The 18,673-nt window shown below is 65.4% G+C and carries 13 protein-coding genes; 6 read left to right on the top strand and 7 right to left on the bottom strand.

Features of this window, described 5'->3' with window-relative positions; all coding sequences use genetic code 11:
* Positions 1-96 precede the first annotated feature (96 nt).
* Positions 97-864: an FCD domain-containing protein gene (locus MOP87_RS02500; protein WP_027915425.1), complete on the bottom strand. Its 768-nt coding sequence runs from the start codon at positions 862-864 to the stop codon at positions 97-99.
* A gap of 254 nt (positions 865-1,118) precedes the next feature.
* Here MOP87_RS02500 and MOP87_RS02495 point away from each other — a divergent pair, with 254 nt between their 5' ends.
* The 4 genes from MOP87_RS02495 to MOP87_RS02480 all read left to right on the top strand — a co-directional run bounded on the left by MOP87_RS02495 (position 1,119) and on the right by MOP87_RS02480 (position 8,076).
* Positions 1,119-2,789, top strand: coding sequence for a lactate permease LctP family transporter (locus tag MOP87_RS02495; RefSeq protein WP_049696585.1), 1,671 nt, complete (start codon positions 1,119-1,121; stop codon positions 2,787-2,789).
* A 63-nt stretch (positions 2,790-2,852) separates the two neighbouring features.
* The gene (lldD, locus tag MOP87_RS02490; protein ID WP_140174717.1) at positions 2,853-3,998 is read left to right on the top strand and encodes an FMN-dependent L-lactate dehydrogenase LldD; all 1,146 of its coding nucleotides are present in this window, start codon (positions 2,853-2,855) and stop codon (positions 3,996-3,998) included.
* Positions 3,999-4,072: 74 nt separating this feature from the next.
* Complete coding sequence (locus MOP87_RS02485) at positions 4,073-6,877, top strand: FAD-binding and (Fe-S)-binding domain-containing protein (RefSeq protein WP_242810094.1); 2,805 nt, start codon at positions 4,073-4,075, stop codon at positions 6,875-6,877.
* Positions 6,878-7,128: 251 nt separating this feature from the next.
* Entirely contained in the window at positions 7,129-8,076 is a 948-nt protein-coding gene (locus MOP87_RS02480; protein WP_059183221.1) for an IS110 family transposase, read from the top strand.
* A 365-nt stretch (positions 8,077-8,441) separates the two neighbouring features.
* Here MOP87_RS02480 and glyA read toward each other — a convergent pair whose 3' ends face one another.
* From glyA to serC, 5 genes are all read right to left on the bottom strand, one after another.
* The gene (gene glyA / locus MOP87_RS02475; protein WP_027915429.1) at positions 8,442-9,707 is read right to left on the bottom strand and encodes a serine hydroxymethyltransferase; all 1,266 of its coding nucleotides are present in this window, start codon (positions 9,705-9,707) and stop codon (positions 8,442-8,444) included.
* Positions 9,708-9,730: 23 nt separating this feature from the next.
* Positions 9,731-10,912 carry an aspartate aminotransferase family protein gene (locus tag MOP87_RS02470; protein WP_242810093.1) on the bottom strand — a complete coding sequence of 394 codons (1,182 nt, stop codon included), beginning with the start codon at positions 10,910-10,912 and terminating at the stop codon, positions 9,731-9,733.
* A gap of 23 nt (positions 10,913-10,935) precedes the next feature.
* Positions 10,936-11,778 (bottom strand): YggS family pyridoxal phosphate-dependent enzyme, encoded by an 843-nt coding sequence (locus tag MOP87_RS02465; protein ID WP_028687087.1) that lies wholly within the window; start codon positions 11,776-11,778, stop codon positions 10,936-10,938.
* Positions 11,778-13,025: a benzoate/H(+) symporter BenE family transporter gene (locus MOP87_RS02460; RefSeq protein ID WP_242810092.1), complete on the bottom strand. Its 1,248-nt coding sequence runs from the start codon at positions 13,023-13,025 to the stop codon at positions 11,778-11,780. Before MOP87_RS02460 ends, MOP87_RS02465 begins: the two co-directional genes overlap by 1 nt.
* A gap of 119 nt (positions 13,026-13,144) precedes the next feature.
* Entirely contained in the window at positions 13,145-14,227 is a 1,083-nt protein-coding gene (gene serC, locus MOP87_RS02455) for a 3-phosphoserine/phosphohydroxythreonine transaminase (RefSeq protein WP_027915432.1), read from the bottom strand.
* A 131-nt stretch (positions 14,228-14,358) separates the two neighbouring features.
* On the opposite strand from serC, the gene MOP87_RS02450 reads away from it, so the two are divergent.
* Positions 14,359-15,855: a PLP-dependent aminotransferase family protein gene (locus tag MOP87_RS02450; RefSeq protein ID WP_242810091.1), complete on the top strand. Its 1,497-nt coding sequence runs from the start codon at positions 14,359-14,361 to the stop codon at positions 15,853-15,855.
* A gap of 9 nt (positions 15,856-15,864) precedes the next feature.
* Here the strand turns inward: MOP87_RS02450 and MOP87_RS02445 are convergent, their stop codons facing one another.
* Complete coding sequence (locus tag MOP87_RS02445; protein ID WP_242810090.1) at positions 15,865-17,163, bottom strand: serine hydroxymethyltransferase; 1,299 nt, start codon at positions 17,161-17,163, stop codon at positions 15,865-15,867.
* A gap of 257 nt (positions 17,164-17,420) precedes the next feature.
* Between MOP87_RS02445 and MOP87_RS02440 the strand changes: the two genes are divergently transcribed.
* Positions 17,421-18,635, top strand: a complete 1,215-nt coding sequence (locus tag MOP87_RS02440) for an MFS transporter (protein ID WP_028687091.1) — start codon at positions 17,421-17,423, stop codon at positions 18,633-18,635.
* The last annotated feature ends 38 nt before the right edge of the window (positions 18,636-18,673 follow it).

Genomic DNA, 18,673 nt, shown 5'->3' with positions numbered 1-18,673 from the left:
CCGATCGTTTCATCAAGGGGAAGCTTACCTGCCGTGAACAGCGCGCCGCCCACAGCGGCCACCTGTTCATGCGTACACTCGCCCGCACACATACCCTCAGTGCCCGTTGCGCCGCTCCGCCCGTGCGACCCGCTGCGCCTCTTCATGCGCCTCTTCGAGCACCTCCTGCACGTACAGAATGTGCCGGCTGGACACCTCACGCGCATCCTCGGCCCTGCCCTCGACAATCGCCAGGTACAACTCCCGGTGCTGGCTGATCAGCATGTCGCGCGTTTCGCTGCGTTGCTGGTACATGCCACCGATGTTGGTGACCACGTTGCGCTTGAGCAGGTCGAACAAGCCACGAATGGTGTGCAGCAGCACGGCATTGTGACTGGCCTCGGCAATGGCCAGGTGAAAGCGCGCATCGGCGGCGCCTTCTTCGGCCCGCGTGACTTCCCCCACCCGTGCGTAGCAGTCCTGCAGCACGTCGAACGCCTCCTTCAAGCGAGCCCGGTCGGGTGCGGTGGCGCGCTGGGCCGCGTAGTAGGCACAAGACGCCTCCAGGGTATGGCGAAACTCCAGCAGGTCGTGTTGCGCCTGAGGGCTGTGTTCGAGCAGTTGCAACAACGGGTCACTGAACGTGGAGCCCAGCGACTGCGCCACATAGTTGCCGCCGCCTTGCTTGCTGACCAGCAACCCCTTGGCCACCAGCTTCTGGATCGCTTCGCGCAACGACGGGCGTGATACCCCAAACTGCTCGGCCAGCACGCGTTCGGCTGGCAGCCGCTGGCCCGACGTCAACGTGCCTTCCAGAATCATCCCTTCCAACCGATCGACAATGTCGTCGGACAGGCGCCGCTGGCGGACCTGATCAAAAACCATCACACGCTCTCCACGAATCCCGGCTGATATCCGGGGCATCCATTCTCGCCGATCCACAGCCGGCCGACACCCACCAGCGCTCGATTTTCACGCCACATCACCTGCCCGCCCATCGGCATTCGACCAAAGTGCTGCCTCGGACAAATTGACACACCCCCGTGTGCGCTTTTAACCTAGCGGCGAGCCATTGTAAATTGGTCTTACCAATTATCCAGGGCCGGCGCATGACCAACAACAATTAGGGGCCACCCCATATGCAAACCTGGCAACAACTCTACAGCCCGCTGGGCAGTCTCGGCCTGTCCGCACTGGCGGCAGTCATCCCCATCGTCTTCTTCTTCCTGGCCCTGGCCGTCTTCCGTCTCAAGGGCCATGTCGCCGGCAGCATCACCTTGGGCTTGTCGATCCTGGTGGCGATCTTCGCTTTCCAGATGCCTGTCGACATGGCCCTGGCGGCTGCCGGCTACGGCTTCCTCTATGGTCTGTGGCCCATCGCCTGGATCATCGTCGCGGCCGTGTTCCTGTACAAACTCACGGTCAAGAGCGGCCAGTTCGAGGTGATCCGCAGTTCGGTGCTGTCGATCACCGACGACCAGCGCCTGCAGGTGTTGCTGATCGGCTTCTGCTTCGGCGCCTTCCTGGAAGGGGCGGCCGGCTTTGGTGCACCGGTGGCGATCACCGCCGCGCTGCTGGTGGGCCTTGGCTTCAACCCGCTGTACGCCGCAGGCCTGTGCCTGATCGCCAACACCGCACCGGTCGCCTTCGGCGCGCTGGGCATCCCGATCATCGTGGCAGGCCAGGTCACCGGCATCGACGCCTTCCACATTGGCGCCATGACTGGTCGCCAGCTGCCGTTGCTGTCGCTGTTCGTGCCGTTCTGGCTGGTGTTCATGATGGACGGCCTGCGCGGCGTGAAGGAAACCTGGCCTGCTGCCCTGGTGGCCGGCTTGAGCTTCGCCGTCACCCAGTACTTCACCTCGAACTTCATCGGCCCGGAACTCCCTGACATCACCTCGGCCCTGGCCAGCCTGATCGCCCTGACCTTGTTCCTGAAAGTGTGGCAGCCCAAGCGTTCGTTCGCGGCGGCCACCGGCAGCGTCGGCGCGGCCGTGGTGCAAACCGGTGGCAGCCAGCCAAGCCCCTACAGCCTGGGTGAAATCTTCAAGGCCTGGTCGCCGTTCCTGATCCTCACGGTGCTGGTGACGATCTGGACCCTCAAGCCCTTCAAGGCCGCGTTCGCCCCGGGCGGTGCGATGTACAACTTCGTGTTCAACTTCGCCATCCCGCACCTCGACCAACTGGTGATCAAGACCGCCCCCATCGTGGCTGCGCCTACCGCCATGCCGGCCGTGTTCAAGCTCGACCCGATTTCTGCCACGGGCACCGCGATCTTCCTGTCGGCACTGATCTCCATGGCCGTGCTCAAGATCAACGTCAAGACTGGTCTGACCACTTTCAAGGAAACACTCTTCGAGCTGCGCTGGCCCATTCTGTCCATCGGCATGGTGCTGGCCTTCGCCTTCGTGACCAACTATTCCGGCATGTCCTCGACCATGGCCCTGGTACTGGCCGGCACCGGCGCGGCGTTCCCGTTCTTCTCGCCGTTCCTGGGCTGGCTGGGGGTGTTCCTGACCGGTTCGGACACCTCCTCCAACGCCCTGTTCAGCTCGTTGCAAGCCACCACCGCGCACCAGATCGGCGTGAACGACACCCTGCTGGTTGCAGCCAACACCAGCGGCGGCGTGACCGGAAAGATGATTTCGCCGCAGTCGATCGCCGTGGCGTGCGCCGCCACCGGCCTTGTGGGTAAGGAGTCCGACCTGTTCCGCTTCACCGTCAAGCACAGCCTGTTCTTCGCCACCATCGTCGGCCTGATCACCTTGGTGCAGGCCTACTGGCTGACCGGCATGCTGGTTCATCACTAAAGTGAAAGGGGCCGGGCAGCCCACATCGCCCGGCCTTACTCACCTGCCAAGCTGCGAGAGCCCATGATCATTTCTGCCTCTACCGATTACCGCGCCGCCGCCCAACGCAAGTTGCCGCCCTTCCTGTTCCACTATGCCGATGGCGGCGCCTACGCCGAGCACACCCTGCGCCATAACGTTTCGGACCTGGCCAGCATCGCCCTGCGCCAGCGCGTGCTGAAGAACATGTCCGAACTCAGCCTGCAGACCGAGCTGTTCGGTGAAACCCTGAGCATGCCTGTGGCCCTGGCCCCGGTCGGCCTGACCGGCATGTACGCCCGCCGTGGCGAAGTGCAGGCGGCGCGTGCGGCTGCTGCCCACGGCATCCCGTTCACCATGTCCACCGTTTCGGTCTGCCCCATCGAAGAAGTGGCCCCGGCCATCGACCGGCCGATGTGGTTCCAGCTGTACGTGCTCAAGGACCGCGGGTTCATGCGCAATGCCCTGGAGCGCGCCAAGGCTGCCGGCGTTCGCACCCTGGTGTTCACCGTCGACATGCCCACCCCCGGCGCCCGCTACCGCGATGCCCACTCGGGCATGAGCGGCAAGAACGGCCCGCTGCGGCGTATGCTGCAAGCCATGACCCACCCGCAGTGGGCATGGGACGTGGGCGTCATGGGCCGCCCGCACGATCTGGGCAACATCTCCACCTACCGGGGCAACCCTACGGGCCTGGCCGACTACATCGGCTGGCTGGCCAACAATTTCGACCCGTCCATTTCCTGGCGCGACCTGGAATGGATCCGCGAATTCTGGGACGGCCCGATGATCATCAAGGGCATCCTCGATGCCGACGATGCCCGCGATGCGGTCAAGTTCGGCGCCGACGGTATCGTCGTGTCCAACCACGGTGGCCGCCAGCTCGACGGCGTGCTGTCCAGCGCCCGCGCCTTGCCGGCGATTGCCGACGCGGTGAAGGGCGACCTGAAGATCCTGGCCGACTCGGGCATTCGCAGCGGCCTGGACGTGGTGCGCATGATCGCCCTGGGCGCCGACACCGTGCTGATCGGCCGGGCCTTCCTGTATGCCCTGGCCGTTCATGGCCAGGCCGGGGTGAAGAACCTGCTGGAGCTGTTCGAGAAAGAAATGCGCGTGGCCATGGTGCTGACCGGCACCAAGTCCATCGGCGAGATCACCCGCGACTCGCTGGTACGCGAACTCGGCGCCTGAGCGCCTGCCTGAAACACCGCCTGATTACCGGGGCACGCGCCGCACCAGACGCCGCGGCCCCGCGAGGAGACTGCATGAGCCTGCCTGCTGCGTTTCTGCGCGATGCCGAGCGCCTGATACCTGCCGAGCGTCGCTTCGACGACCCGACCTCTACCCTGGCCTTCGGCACCGATGCCAGCTTCTATCGCCTGATCCCCAAGCTGGTGGTGCGGGTGGAGTCCGAGGACGAGGTGGTCGGGCTGATCAAGCTGGCCCAGCGCGAGCGGGTGCCCATCACCTTCCGCGCCGCCGGCACCAGCTTGTCCGGCCAGGCCATCAGCGATTCGGTCCTGATCGTGCTGGGCGATAACTGGAACGGGCGCGAGGTGCGCGGCCAGGGCGAACAGATTAGGCTGCAGCCGGGTGTCATCGGCGCCCAGGCCAACGCCTGGCTGGCGCCGTTCGGGCGCAAGATCGGCCCCGACCCTGCCTCGATCAATGCCTGCAAGATTGGCGGTATCGTCGCCAACAACGCCAGCGGCATGTGCTGCGGCACGGCGCAGAACACCTACCACACCCTGGCCGGCCTGCGCCTGGTGCTGGCCGACGGCACCTGCCTGGACAGCGAGGACCCGGCCAGCGTCGCGGCCTTCCAGAACAGCCACGCCCCCTTGCTCGACGCCCTCGCCCGCCTGGGTCGGGAGACCCGCGCCAATACGGCCCTGGCCGAGCGCATCCGGCACAAGTACCGGCTCAAGAACACCACCGGCCTGTCGCTCAATGCCCTGGTGGATTTTGACCAGCCGCTCGACATCCTGCAGCACCTGCTGGTCGGCTCCGAGGGCACCCTGGGCTTCATCAGCGCGGTGACCTACGACACCGTGCCCGACCACCCGCACAAGGCCAGCGCCCTGCTGGTGTTCCCCAGTGTCGAAAGCTGCTGCCGCGCCGTGCCGATCCTCAAGCGCCAGCCCGTATCGGCCGTGGAGTTGCTGGACCGGCGCAGCCTGCGCTCGGTGCAGGACATGGCCGGCATGCCGGTGTGGGTCAAGGGCCTGTCGGCCAACGCCTGCGCCCTGTTGATCGAATCCCGCGCCGCCAGCCAGACCCTGCTGCACGAGCAAGTGCACCAAGTGATGGCCTCGATTGCCGAGTTCCCCCTGGAACAGCAAGTGGATTTCAGCGAAGACCCGGTGGTGTACAACCAGCTGTGGAAGATCCGCAAGGACACCTTCCCCGCCGTGGGCGCCGTGCGCCAGACCGGCACCACGGTCATCATCGAAGACGTCACCTTCCCCGTCGAGCAACTGGCCGAAGGCGTCAACCGGCTGATCCAGCTGTTCGACCAGCACCGCTACGACGAGGCAATCATTTTCGGCCATGCGCTGGAAGGCAACCTGCACTTCGTCTTCACCCAGGGTTTCAACAGCGCCGAGGAAGTGGCGCGCTACCAGGCCTTCATGGACGACGTGGCGCAGTTGGTGGCCGTGGAGTTCGGCGGCTCGCTCAAGGCCGAGCACGGCACCGGCCGCAACATGGCGCCCTTCGTGGCGCTCGAATGGGGCCAGGATGCCTACCAGCTGATGTGGCAGCTCAAGCGCCTGCTCGACCCCAACGGCATTCTCAACCCCGATGTGGTGCTCAGCGAAGACCCGGCCATCCACCTCAAGCACCTCAAGCCGCTGCCGGCTGCCGACGCGATCGTCGACAAATGCATCGAATGCGGGTTCTGCGAACCGGTGTGCCCGTCCAAGGGGCTGACCCTCAGCCCACGCCAGCGCATCGTCATGTGGCGGGATATCCAAGCCAGGGAGCGCGACGGCCAGGACACCCGCGCGCTGCGCGACACCTTCCAGTACCAGGGCATGGACACCTGCGCCGCCACGGGGCTGTGTGCCCAGCGCTGCCCGGTGGGCATCAACACCGGCGAGCTGGTCAAGAAGCTGCGCGCCCAGGCGGCCGAACATGGCAAGGCCGCCGACTGGTTGGCCGAACACTTCAAGACGGCCATGGGCGGCGCGCGCCTGTCCCTGACCGCCGCCAATACCGCCCGCAAGCTGCTGGGCGCGCCGCGCCTGAACCGCTTGAGCGCCGCCCTGAGCAAGACCAGCAAAGGGCGCATGCCCCGCTGGACCCCGACCATGCCCCAGCCTGTGCGCCCTGTGCGCGTGGGTGAGGCGAGCAACGACCCGCGCCCTCGCGTGGTTTACCTGGCTGCCTGCGTGTCCAAGGTCATGGGCCCGGCGTATGCCGATCGCGAGCAGAGCTCGTTGCTGGACAAGACCCGCAGCCTGCTGGAGAAGGCAGGGTATCAGGTGGTCTTCCCTGACAATGCCGAAAGCCTGTGCTGCGGCCAGCCCTTCGCCTCCAAAGGCTACCCTGAGCAGGCTGAACACAAGCGCCAGGAGCTGATCAATGCCCTGCTGCACGCCAGCCGGGGCGGTCTGGACCCGATCTATTGCGACACCAGCCCCTGCACCCTGCGCCTGGTCCAGGACCTGGGGGATACCCGTTTGGACCTGTACGACCCGGTGCGTTTCATCCGTACGCACCTGGTCGATCGGCTCACCTTCACTCCTCAGGATGAACCGGTCGCCGTGCATGTGACCTGCAGTACGCAGCACCTAGGCGAAAGCCAGGCGCTGATCGACCTGGCGCGGCGGTGCAGCACGCAGGTGGTGATACCTGAAGGGATTCATTGCTGCGGGTTTGCCGGCGACAAGGGCTTCACCACCCCGGAGCTCAATGCCCATGCCTTGCGCAGCCTGAAGGATGCGGTGCAGTACTGCGGTGAAGGCATCTCCACCAGCCGCACCTGTGAAATTGGCTTGTCGACCCACAGTGGCATCGATTATCACGGGCTGGTGTATCTGGTGGATCGGGTCACTCGGGCGCGGTAGTTGGGGCCGCTGTGCGGCCCATCGCGGCACAAGGCCGCTTGTGTCTTGATTAGAGATTAGAATCTGGAGTGAGAGCGGTGAATGGCAAGCTGAAGGCCGCAGGTGCCTTGAGCACGAGTGGGAGCACAAGCTGCCATTCACCGTTCCACTTTGGCGAGAGCCCGAACAGTTGGACGCGGCTCTGATCTCGAATCACAAGCGTGGGCCAAGCCAAAGTCCTCTCACAGTGTTGAGTTTAGGAGATTTAGGCGATGGTTTCCTACCTGGGTATCGATGTTTCTAGTCTTTCGCTTGATGCTGCGGTACGGCCTCAGGGCACCAGACTTCATGTAAGCAATGATCCGGCGGGATTCGAAGCGTTGCTCGATGGCCTTTGCGGTCTCAGCATAAAGCGTGTTCTGCTGGAGGCCACAGGTGGCTATGAGCGTAATATCCTGAGGTTCTTGCAGGACGCGGGCTACAAGGTCATACGCGTCAATCCCAGGCGAGCCCGAGCGTTCGCAGAATCCATCGGAGTCAAAGCCAAGACCGACGCCATCGATGCCGAAGTACTGGCCCACTACGCTGAGGTCATTCCAGACCAGCCCACCCTGCGGATCAGCCCGGAGCGTGCGCTGTTGCGAGAATTGCTGCAGCAACGTGATCGGCTGGTTCAGCAGCGTGATGACGACCGCAGGCGCCTGAAACAGGCGCAGTTCAGCGCGGTGTCCGACTTTCTGAAAGCCAACCTTCAGCACTTCAAGTCGCAGATCAAGCTGATTGAGCAAGCGATCAGCCAGCAAACGGAAGCCCTGAAAGATGAACGGGTTACTCAGCTGGTCCAGGTCAAAGGCATTGGGCTGGTAACGGCGGGCAAGCTGATAACACTTCTGCCAGAACTGGGGCGTGTAGAGTCCAAAGAAATAGCCTCGTTGGTCGGGGTGGCGCCTTTTAACCACGACAGCGGAAAATCCGTGGGCAAACGCTCTATCTCGGGCGGGCGGTTTGAGGCCAGGCGATCGTTGTATATGTCATGCCTTGTGGCGATAAAGTACAACCCAGCACTCAAGGCTCGTTATGAGGCGCTGCGCGGACGCGGAAAAGTTGCCAAGGTCGCCCTCGTAGCCTGTATGCGGGTATTGATCGTACGGCTCAATGCCATGCTAAGGACGGGCAAGCCTTGGCTTGATCTGGTCTTGCCACAGCCTATGCGGACCTAGAGCAGGAAGCCGACGTAACTCATACAGGAGCGGGCTTGCCCATCAATCCAATACCGCGCTGGATGGCACGGGCTTCGCCCGTGGCCGCGCGACAAGCGCGCCCCCTGGGGGGCGGGCTAGATTTTAAATAAATCGGGCAAGACAGTTGCTCCCACAGGGATTTGCGTATTCGAAAGGTACCGGGATCTACTGTGGGAGTGGCCTCGTGCCGCGATGGGCCGCATAGCGGCCCCGGCGGTCTTCATCCCGGACTCGACGGCACAGCAAACCCAGCAACAAAAAAGGGCTGCCAGGCAGCCCTTTCACACAGGTCAAAAAACCTGCCTCAAACACCCCGACACCGCCGGTGCCAGGCCCCCATCCTCTCAACCATAAACCGGATAACGACGGCACAGCGCAACCACCTGCTCACGCACATGGTGCCCCACCTCGTCACTGCGCCCGGTTTCCAGGGCATCGAGCACATCACACAGCCACCCCGCCACCTGCTCGCACGCCTCTACATCGAACCCTCGCGTGGTCACCGCCGGTGTACCGATGCGCAGCCCCGAGGTCACGAACGGCGAACGCGGGTCGTTGGGCACCGAGTTCTTGTTGGCCGTGATATAGGCGCTGCTCAAGGCCGCATCGGCTTCCTTACCCGTGTAGGGCTTGGCCGACAGGTCGATCAGCATCATGTGGTTGTCGGTCCCGTCCGACACGATCTTGTACCCGCGCGCCTGCAACACCTTGGCCATGGCCCGGGCATTGGTCACCACCTGGGTCTGGTAACTGCGAAATGCCGGCGACAGCGCTTCCTTGAAGGCCACGGCCTTGGCCGCGATCTGGTGCATCAGTGGGCCACCCTGGACACCCGGGAATACCGCCGAGTCGAGCTTCTTGTAGAAACTTTCGTCCTGCCCCTTGGACAGGATCAGGCCGCCGCGCGGGCCGCGCAGGGTCTTGTGGGTGGTGCTGGTGACCACATGGGCGTGGGGCAGCGGGTCTGGGTATTCGCCTGCGGCAACCAGCCCGGCCACGTGGGCCATGTCCACCCAGAAGATCGCCCCGACCTTGTCGGCGATGCTGCGCATGCGTGCCCAGTCCTTGTAGCGCGAGTAGGCCGAGAAACCACCGATGAGCATCTTCGGGCGGGTTTCCAGCGCGATGCGCTCCATCTCGTCATAGTCGAGAAAGCCCGTTTCAGGGTCCAGGCCGTAGGGCACGATCTTGTAGTGGCGGCCCGAGAAGTTGGCCGGGTTGCCGTGGGTCAGGTGCCCGCCCTGGGCCAGGTTCATGCCCATCACGGTGTCGCCTGGCTGGATCAGCGCCAGGAACACCGCCGCGTTGGCCTGGGCGCCGGCGTGGGGCTGCACGTTGGCGTAGTCGCAGTTGAACAGGGCCTTGACCCGCTCGATGGCCAGGCTTTCGGCCACGTCCACGTATTCGCAGCCACTGTAGTAGCGCTTGCCGGGATAGCCTTCGGCGTACTTGTTGGTGAGCACCGTGCTCTGGATCTGCATCACCAAGGGGCTTGCATAGTTTTCCGAGGCGATCAGCTCGATGTGGTCTTCCTGGCGATTCACTTCGTTGCGAATCGAGGCGTGCAGCTCTGGATCGAAGGCGTTGAGGGTCAGCGTCGAGTCGTACATGGGTTAAGCGTCCTTGTTCTGAATCAGGCTTGGGGTGACAGCAAGCGGGTGAGGCGTGCAGCGATGTCGTCGATCTGCACCTCGGAGCAGATCAGGGGCGGCAGCAGGCGCACGGTGGTACCGCGGGTGACGGTGATCAGCAGGTGTTGCTCGTCCCGGGCCCGGTCCACCAGCTCGGCGCAGGGGCGGTTGAGCTCGATGCCGACCATCAGGCCCAGGCCGCGCACCGACACCACTTCAGGGTGCCCGCCCAGCGCCAGCTGCAAGGCCGCCAGCAAACGCTGGCCCAGCACCGCAGCGCGCTGCGGCAGCTGATCGCGCTGCATGATGTCCACCACCGTGCAGCCCACGCGGCAAGCCAGCGGGTTGCCGCCGAAGGTGGAGGCATGGTGGCCGGGGGAAAACAGCTCGGCGGCCTTGCCTCGGGCCAGGCACGCGCCGATGGGGAAGCCATTGCCCAGGGCCTTGGCCAGGGTGATGACGTCGGGCTCGATGCCGGCGTGCTGGAAACCGAACCAGGTGCCGGTACGGCCCATGCCGGTCTGCACCTCGTCGATCATCATCAGCCAGTCGTGCGCGTCGCACAGCTGGCGCAGCGCTTGCAGATAGCCCGCCGATGCCGGGTGCACACCGCCCTCGCCCTGCACGGGCTCGACCAGCACGGCCACCACGTTGGGCGAGTTGGCCGCCACCTGGCGCACCGCCTCGATGTCATCGTAGGGCACGCGGATGAAGCCTGGCATCAGCGGCTCGAAACCGCGGTGAACGGCCGGGTTGCCGGTGGCGGCCAGGGTTGCCAGGGTACGCCCATGGAAGCTGTTTTCCATCACCAGCACCTGGGGTTGGGCAACGCTCCGGGCCGTGGCGTGCAAGCGCGCCAGCTTGAGCGCGGCCTCGTTGGCCTCGGCGCCGGAGTTGCAGAAGAACGCCCGCTCCATGCCCGAGAGCCGGCACAGGCGCTCGCCTAGCTGTTCCTGCCATGGGATACGAAACATGTTGGTGGTGTGCAGCAGCACGTCGGCCTGTTCGGCCAGGGCCGAGGCGATCTCGGGGTTGGCGTGCCCCAGGCTGGTCACGGCCACCCCGGCGATGGCATCGAGGTACTCGACCCCGTGCGAATCCCACAACAAGGCGCCCTGGCCCCGGCTGAACGCAACTGGTTGGCGGGCTGAGGTGTGCATGAGGTAAGCGGGAGCAGCAGACATTGCAGGTTTCCTGTACAGAGTGGTCAATGGCTGGTGGCCAGCGACGGAGTAGCGTCCGGGTGCGGCGCGGCATCGGCGGTGGGCCAGTAGTAGGCATCGGGCATGGCGCGGGCGCCGAAGATCGCCTGGCCGACACGCACCACCGTGGCGCCCTCCTCGATGGCCACTTCGAAATCACCCGACATGCCCATCGACAGCTCCTGCAACGACACCCCTTCAGGCGCAGTGGCGCGCAGCTGGTCGCGCAGCTCACGCAGCAACACGAAGCACGGGCGTACCCGCGCGGCGTCGGCCGAAAACAGCGCCAGGGTCATCAGGCCGCGCACACGCAGCGCCGGGAACGCTGGCAGTGCCTGTAGAAACGCCGCCACGTCATCGGGCACCAGCCCGTACTTGCTGGCCTCGCCCGAGGTGTTGACCTGGACGAACACATCCATCTGCCGCCCTTCGATGCGCAGCCGGCGGTCCAGCACCTCGGCCACGCGTAGGCTGTCCAGCGCCTGGAACTCACTGGCAAAACGCGCCACCTGCTTGGCCTTGTTGGTCTGCAAGTGGCCGATCACCGACCACTGCAAGTCCTGCAGGTCGGCCATGGCTTCCCACTTGCGCTGGGCCTCCTGCACCTTGTTCTCGCCCAGCAGGCGGCAACCGGCGGCATAGGCCAGGCGCAGGTGGGCTTCGTCGAAGGTCTTGCTGACCGGCAGCAGGCGCACTTCGGCCGGGTCTCGCCCGACCCGCTCGCAGGCCCGGGCGATGCGCTCATGCACGGCGGCCAGGTTGCGGCGAAAATCCTCGACGGTGTTGGCCTGCGGATAGCGGCCATGGCGCGCATGCAGGGTGGTGAGGTCTTCGGCGTACTCGGTCATCAATTCGTCGCTCCTTTGGTGGGCACTGCTGCCGGTTCTGCCTGGGCGGCCTTGGCCCGGCGTGGCAGGCGACCGTTGAGCACGGCGTAGGCCACAAGGCCGATCACCAGCCCCCAGAACGCACCGCCGATGCCCAGCAGGGTGATGTTGGCCGCACAGGCCAGGAAGGTGATCAACGACGCCTCGCGCGCTTTTGCATCGAGCATGGCGTTGGCCAGGCTGCCGCCGATGGTGCCCAGCAGGGCCAGCCCCGCCAGGGTGGTGATGAAGGTGGCCGGAAAGGCCATGAACACCGCCGCCAGCGTCACGCCGAAAATGCCCACCAGGATGTAGAAGATGCCGGCGGCCACACCGGCCACCCAGCGCTTGGACGGGTCTTCGGACGCTTCCTTGCCGGTGCAGATGGCGGCGGTGATGGCGGCGATGTTGAAGGCGTGGGAGCCGAACGGCGCCATCAACAGCGAGCCCAGCCCGGTGATGCCGAGGATCGGATTGGCACTGGTGCGAAACCCGTCGTTGCGCAACACCAGCATGCCGGGCATGTACTGGCCGGTCAGGGTGATCAGAAACAACGGCAGCGCCACGCTCAGCAGTGCGTTGAGCGAGAACTCGGGGCGGGTGAGTACCGGCGTGGCGAATTCAAGGGACAGCCCAGCGAAATCGACCCGGCCCTGCATCACCAGGTACACCAGCCCCAGCACCAGGATGCCCACCACGGCATAGCGAGCGCTCAGGCGCTTGAACACGATGTACGCCCCGATCAGCAGCCCGACCAGCAGGGGGTCGACGCTCATGCTGGCGAAGGCGCCGATACCGAACTGCAACAGAATGCCGCCCAGCAGGCCCGCGGCTACCCCCGGCGGAATCAGGCGCACGGCTTTTTCGAAGTAGCCCGACACGCCCAGCAGCACGAAGGCCACCGCCGACACCATGTACGCCCCCACCGCCTCGGCGTAGGGCGTGGTGGCCAGGGCCACGATCAGGAACGCCGCCGCCGGCGTGGACCAGGCCGTGATGATCGGCTCGCGGCTGACCCAGCTGAGCAGCAGCCCGGTCACGCCCACGCCGATGGACACCGACCACACCCACGAGGCGGTCAGCTCGGGGCTGAGCCCTGCAACCTTGGCAGCCTGGAACACCAGAATGAAAGTGCCGCCATAGTTGACGATCACCGAAATGAGCCCGGCCACCACCGGGTGCAGCAGGTCCTGCAGGCGCAGGGGCGAGAGGGTACGAGTAGATGACATAGGTCTTGGCTCCTTGCTAGACGCTGTATCCGGCTGCGGTAGGCAGTCATTTATAGCCGCAGATTGGCTGGTTTTACCCCGACGCTTCACCGGGGCAGACCAGACCACTTTCAGTGCGCTCAACCGTACCTGCGGGCGAACGCCCCCATGAACTCGCACAGGGCGGCCACCGCTTCGACAGAGATGGCGTTGTACAGGCTGGCGCGAATGCCGCCGACGCTGGCGTGGCCCTTCAGGCCATGCAGCCCGGCCGCCTCGGCCTCGCGCAGGAAGACCGCTTGAAGTGCTTCATCGGCCAGCCGGAACGGCACGTTGTTGATCGAGCGATAGGCCGGCTGCACCGGGTTGCGGTAGAAGCCGTCGCTGCCGTCGAGGGTTTCGTACAGCAGGCTGGCTTTGGTCTGGTTGCGCTGGTGCAGCACCTGCAAGCCCCCGCTGCGCTTGATCCACTGCAACGTCAGGCCGGTCAGGTACCAGGGGAAGGTGGCGGGCGTGTTGAGCATCGACTGGGCATCGCTGATGCGCCCGTAGTTGAGGATGTCCGGGGTGAACCCATGGCAGCGATCCAGCAGCGCCGGGTCCATGATGACCACCGTCAGCCCGGCCACGCCCATGTTCTTCTGGGCGGCGGCATACACCAGGCCATGACGTGCGATGTCGATGGGCTTGGACAGCAGGCTCGAACAGGCATCGCACACCAGCGGCGCCTCGCTGGCGGGCGCTTCGGTGAACTGCACGCCGTGCACGGTTTCGTTCTCGGTGTAGTGCAGGTAGGCCGCCTTGGGGTTCAGCTGCCAGTGCGCGACCGCCGGCACCCGGTCAAAGCCGGTGCCCTGGGCACTGGCGACCACGCGCACTTCGCCATACTGGCGCGCCGCCTCGATCGCCTTGCCCGACCACAACCCGGTGTGCAGGTAGTCCACGCTGCCGTTGTCCCCGGCCAGGTTCATGGGCACCTGGGCGAACTGCAACGAAGCGCCGCCCTGCACGAACAGCACGCGGTAATGCGCCGGCACCTCCAGCAGCTCGCGCAGGTCGGCCTCGGTCTGCTCGGCAATGGCGCGGAAGATGGGCGAGCGGTGGCTCATCTCCATGATGGACATGCCCGTGCCGGCAAAATCGTGGAACTCGTCGTACGCCTGGTTGAGCACTTCCAGAGGGACTGCGGTGGGGCCTGCGCTGAAATTGTGTGACCGTGCCATGGTGGGTGGGCTCCTGTGCGTGAACGCGCCGACGCGGTGAATACCAGGCCAGGCCTGGGTGGCGAAGGCCGGAGTCTACGGATAAACTGGCCTGCCCTTACCTGCCAGTTCATGGATGGAGAGCAGACCACATGGCGAAGACCTTCGCGCTGGACACCCTGAAGATTCGGCTCAACGACGCCGAGTTTCAGCTGCTGGACCTGCACCAGCGCATCCAGCGCGCCTTGCGTGCGTTGATCCTGGATGGCGCGCTGGGCCCGAGCCTGAAACTGCCCTCCACCCGTGCGCTGTCCAAGTCTCTGGGCTGCGCCCGCGATACCGTCGAAAACGCCTACGTGCAGCTGCACCGGGACGGTTTCATCGTGCGCCGCGGCGGCGCGGGCAGCTACGTGTGCGACACGGTGGGCGCCGAATTGCGCGGGGCCGGCCCACGCCGGCAACGGACCCAGGAGATGCGGCGCAGCGTGGTCGCGCCCGGCGCCGAACTCAGCCAGCGCGGGCGCATGATCTTCGAGACCGGCGGCGTGCGTGACCAGCAAGTGATCAAGGCCTTCGCCACCGGCCTGCCGGAAACCCGCAGCTTCCCCACCGACGTCTGGGAGCGGCTGCAGCGTCAAGTGGTCAAGGACTACCGCGCCAGCGTCCTGCTGCACGGTGACCCGCAAGGCGCCGAACCCCTGCGCAAGGCCATCGCCACCTACCTGAACCTCGAACGCGGGGCCACGTGCACCCCCGACCAGGTGCTGGTGCTCAGCAGTACGCGTCAGGCGTTGTACCTGTGCGCGCAATTGCTGGTAGATGCCGGCAAACCCATCCTGCTGGAAAACCCCGGCTACTACGGCGCCCGCAAGGCGTTCGCCATCGCCGAAACCAAGGTGTTGCCCATCGACGTGGACGAACGGGGCATCCGCACCGACCTGCTGTTCGCCGACCGCAGCGGCGCCAATTGCGTGTACGTCACCCCCTCGCACCAGTACCCCACCGGCGCGACCCTGCCCCTGGAGCGCCGGCTGGAGCTGATCAACTGGGCCGCGCAGAAAGCCAAGTGGATCATCGAGGACGACTACGACAGCGAGTTTCACTACGACGGCCAGCCCACCGCCTGCGTGCAGGGCCTGGACCGCTACCAGCGCACCCTGTACATCGGCACCTTCAGCAAGACCCTCTACCCTGGCCTGCGCATGGGCTACATCGTGCTGCCGCCCGAACTGGTCAAGCCCTTCGCCTATGCCCGCAGCATGATGGATGGCCACACCCCGCAGACCTTGCAGCTGACCCTGGCGCGCTTCATGGAGGACGGGCACTACAACGCCCACGTGCGTGCCATGCGCAAGTTGTACGCCGGGCGCCGGGCGGTGATGCACGACGCCATCGCCAAGTACCTGAGCCCGGTGGTCACCGCCCACCTGCCGCCAGGTGGCTTGCAGATCCCCTGCCTGCTCAAGCCAGGCTGGTCCGAAGAAAAGACCATTCGCCAGGCGGCCACGGCCGGCGTGCAGCTGTCGGGCCTGAGCAGCCTGTACCTGGGCGAGCCGCAGACCCACGGCTGGCTGCTGGGGTATTCCTCGCTCACGGCCTACGAGATCGAAGCGGCCATGCTGCGCCTGGCCAACGCCCTCAAGCTTTGAGCGCCGGGTTCAGTAAGGCAGCTTGAAACGCCGGGTCAGGTCGAAGATGCCCTCGCGGATCGAGCGCTCGGTGCGGCTGTCCATGGCACCGCTGCGCACGCCCCCGAGCATGGCCAGGATCATGTCCCCGATCTCGCGGAACTCATCCTCGCCCATGCCCCGGGAGGTACAGGCCGCACTGCCCAGGCGAATGCCCGAGGTGACGCTGGACTTGACCTCGTCACCGGGCACGACGTTACGGTTCACGGTGATGCCGACCGCCTCCAGCGCACCCTCGGCGGCGTTGCCGGCAAGGCCCCAGGGGCGCAGGTCGATCACCCCCAGGTGGCAGTCCGTGCCGCCCGACACCACCAGCAAGCCACCTTCGGCCAGCCGCCCGCACAAGGCCCGGGCATTGGCCACCACCGCATGGGCGTAGGGGCCAAACCCCGGTTGCAGCGCCTCGCCCAGCGCCACCGCCTTGGCCGCGACCGTGTGCATCAGTGCAGCGCCCTGCAGGCCGGGGAACACCGCCGCGTTGATTTTGCGCGCCAGGGTCTGGTCGTTGCACAGGATCATCCCTCCGCGCGGGCCGCGCAGGGTCGCGTGGGTGCTCAGCGTGGTGACGTGGGCATGGGGCACAGGCGAGGGATAGGCGCCGCCTGCGACCAGCCCGGCGACGTGGGCGATGTCGGCCATCAGATACGCCCCCACCTCGTCGGCAATGGCGCGGAAACGGGCGAAATCCAGCGCGCGTGAATAGGCCGACGCCCCGGCGATGATCAGCCGTGGCCGCTCACGGCGGGCGATCTGCGCCACCTGGTCCATGTCGACCCGGTGCGTCAGCGGGTGCACACCGTAGCTGACCGCCTGGAACCAACGCCCGGACACGTTGAACGCCGCGCCGTGGGACAGGTGCCCGCCCGACTTCAGGTCAAGGCCGAGGATCTTGTCCTCCGGGTCCAGCAGCGCCAGGAACACCGCCTGGTTGGCCTGGTTGCCGGAGTGAGGCTGCACGTTGGCATAGCTGCAATCGAACAGCAGCCGGGCCCGCTCGATGGCCAGGTCCTCGACCACATCCACATTGCCGCAGCTGGCGTAATAGCGTCGCCCCGGGTACCCCTCGGCGTACTTGTTGGTCAGCACCGACCCTTGGGCCTCGAGCACGGCGCGGCTGACCACGTTCTCGGCGGCGATCAGCTCGATGGACTGCACCTGGCGCAACCGCTCGGCATCGATGGCGGTCCACACCTCGCTGTCCACCTGCGGCAGCGCAGCGGCACTGATGCCCGGCAGCGCGTGGCCCTCTTTATAAGCGAAATGCGGCATGTGTACTCCTTGGTCTGAACGCCGGCGACAACCGCACTACCCTAGCGGCCTGCGGCGCCTGCGACCGTACCGATTACCCGCGCTGTTGCAGACCACCTGGCTTGGCCCGGCAAGCAGGCGTCTGGCCTGGGCATGCCAGAACGCTCGAAAGATGGGCCAAAGCGGTCTGGCCTATTGCCACTAATTGGACTACCCGACAAGACCAAAGCCTCATTAAGCTCTGCGCCGACTCAGCTCATGCCACTACAGGTTTCACCATGACGATACGTATCGGCCTGTTGCCGCAAGTCGCCGCAGCGCACTTTGTCAGCCACCTGCACATCATGGTGCTGGCGGCGCTCTTTCCGCTGCTGCCTGCTTTTTTGAACGTGGATTATGTGGCGTTGGGCCTGGCCCTCAGCGTGTTCAACATCGTCACCGCGCTGGTGCAGGCCCCCATGGGGTTTGCCGTCGATCGCCATGGCGCCCGGCGCCTGCTGCTGATGGCCCTGGCCTTGGGCAGTTGCAGTTTCCTGTTGATTGCCCTGCTGCCCGGCTACACCTGCCTGCTGGTGGGCATGGCGCTGGCGGGGGTGGCCAATGCCGTCTACCACCCTGCCGACTATGCCCTGCTGTCCCGGCACATCAACCCTGCGCACATCGGCAAGGCGTTCTCGGTGCACACCTTTGCAGGTTTTCTGGGCGCGGCGGTGGCCCCGGTGTTGCTGCTGGGGGTGGCGGTGGCCAGCGGCCCGGCCATGGCCTTCGCGACCGCAGCGCTGGTGGGCTTTGCAGCACTGGCCCTGCTGTTGATACCCGGCTCGGCACTGGCCCAGGTCAGTGACGCGCCGCCCGCCCCGGCACCCAAGCCCGTGCAGGCGCAACGCGTGGCGCTGCTCTCGCCGATGATCATCAGCCTGACCCTGCTGTTCGTGCTGCTGAACCTGAGCACTGGCGCCATCGAAAAGTTTTCCGTCGCGGCCCTGATGCAAGGCCAGGGCGTGGCGCTGTACTGGGCCAACTCGGCCTTGACCGCCTTCCTGTTCGCCAGCGCATTCGGCGTGCTGGCAGGCGGTGCATTGGCCGACCGCACCCAGCGTCACGGGGTGGTGGCGGCCAGCGCTTTTGGGGTGGCGTGCATGCTGATGTTGCTGGTGGCCACGGCGGGCCTGAGCGAGCCGCTCTTGCTTGCCGTGCTGGGCCTGGCGGGCTTTTTGACCGGCGTGATCGCCCCGTCACGGGACATGCTGGTACGGGCTGCCGCCACCAAAGGGGCTGAAGGCAAGACCTTCGGCATCGTGTCCACGGGTTTCAACATCGGCGGCGCCATCGGGCCAGTCGGGTTCGGCTGGTTGCTGGACCAGGGCCACCCCAACGCGATTTTCTGGGCCAGTGCCGCCTTCATGGGCCTGACCGTGGCCCTGACATTGTTGCAGGAATGGGTAATGGCGCGGCAGCGCAAAGTCACTGCGCTGCAACTTTCATTTAAATGACCTGACGCAATAATAACGACACATTTGTACCGCAAACT

Source organism: Pseudomonas sp. I3-I5 (assembly GCF_022699445.1).
Taxonomy (GTDB): Bacteria; Pseudomonadota; Gammaproteobacteria; order Pseudomonadales; family Pseudomonadaceae; genus Aquipseudomonas; species Aquipseudomonas fulva.
The sequence above is the reverse complement of the archived record's forward strand: the minus strand, read 5'-3'. Positions and strand labels throughout refer to the sequence as shown.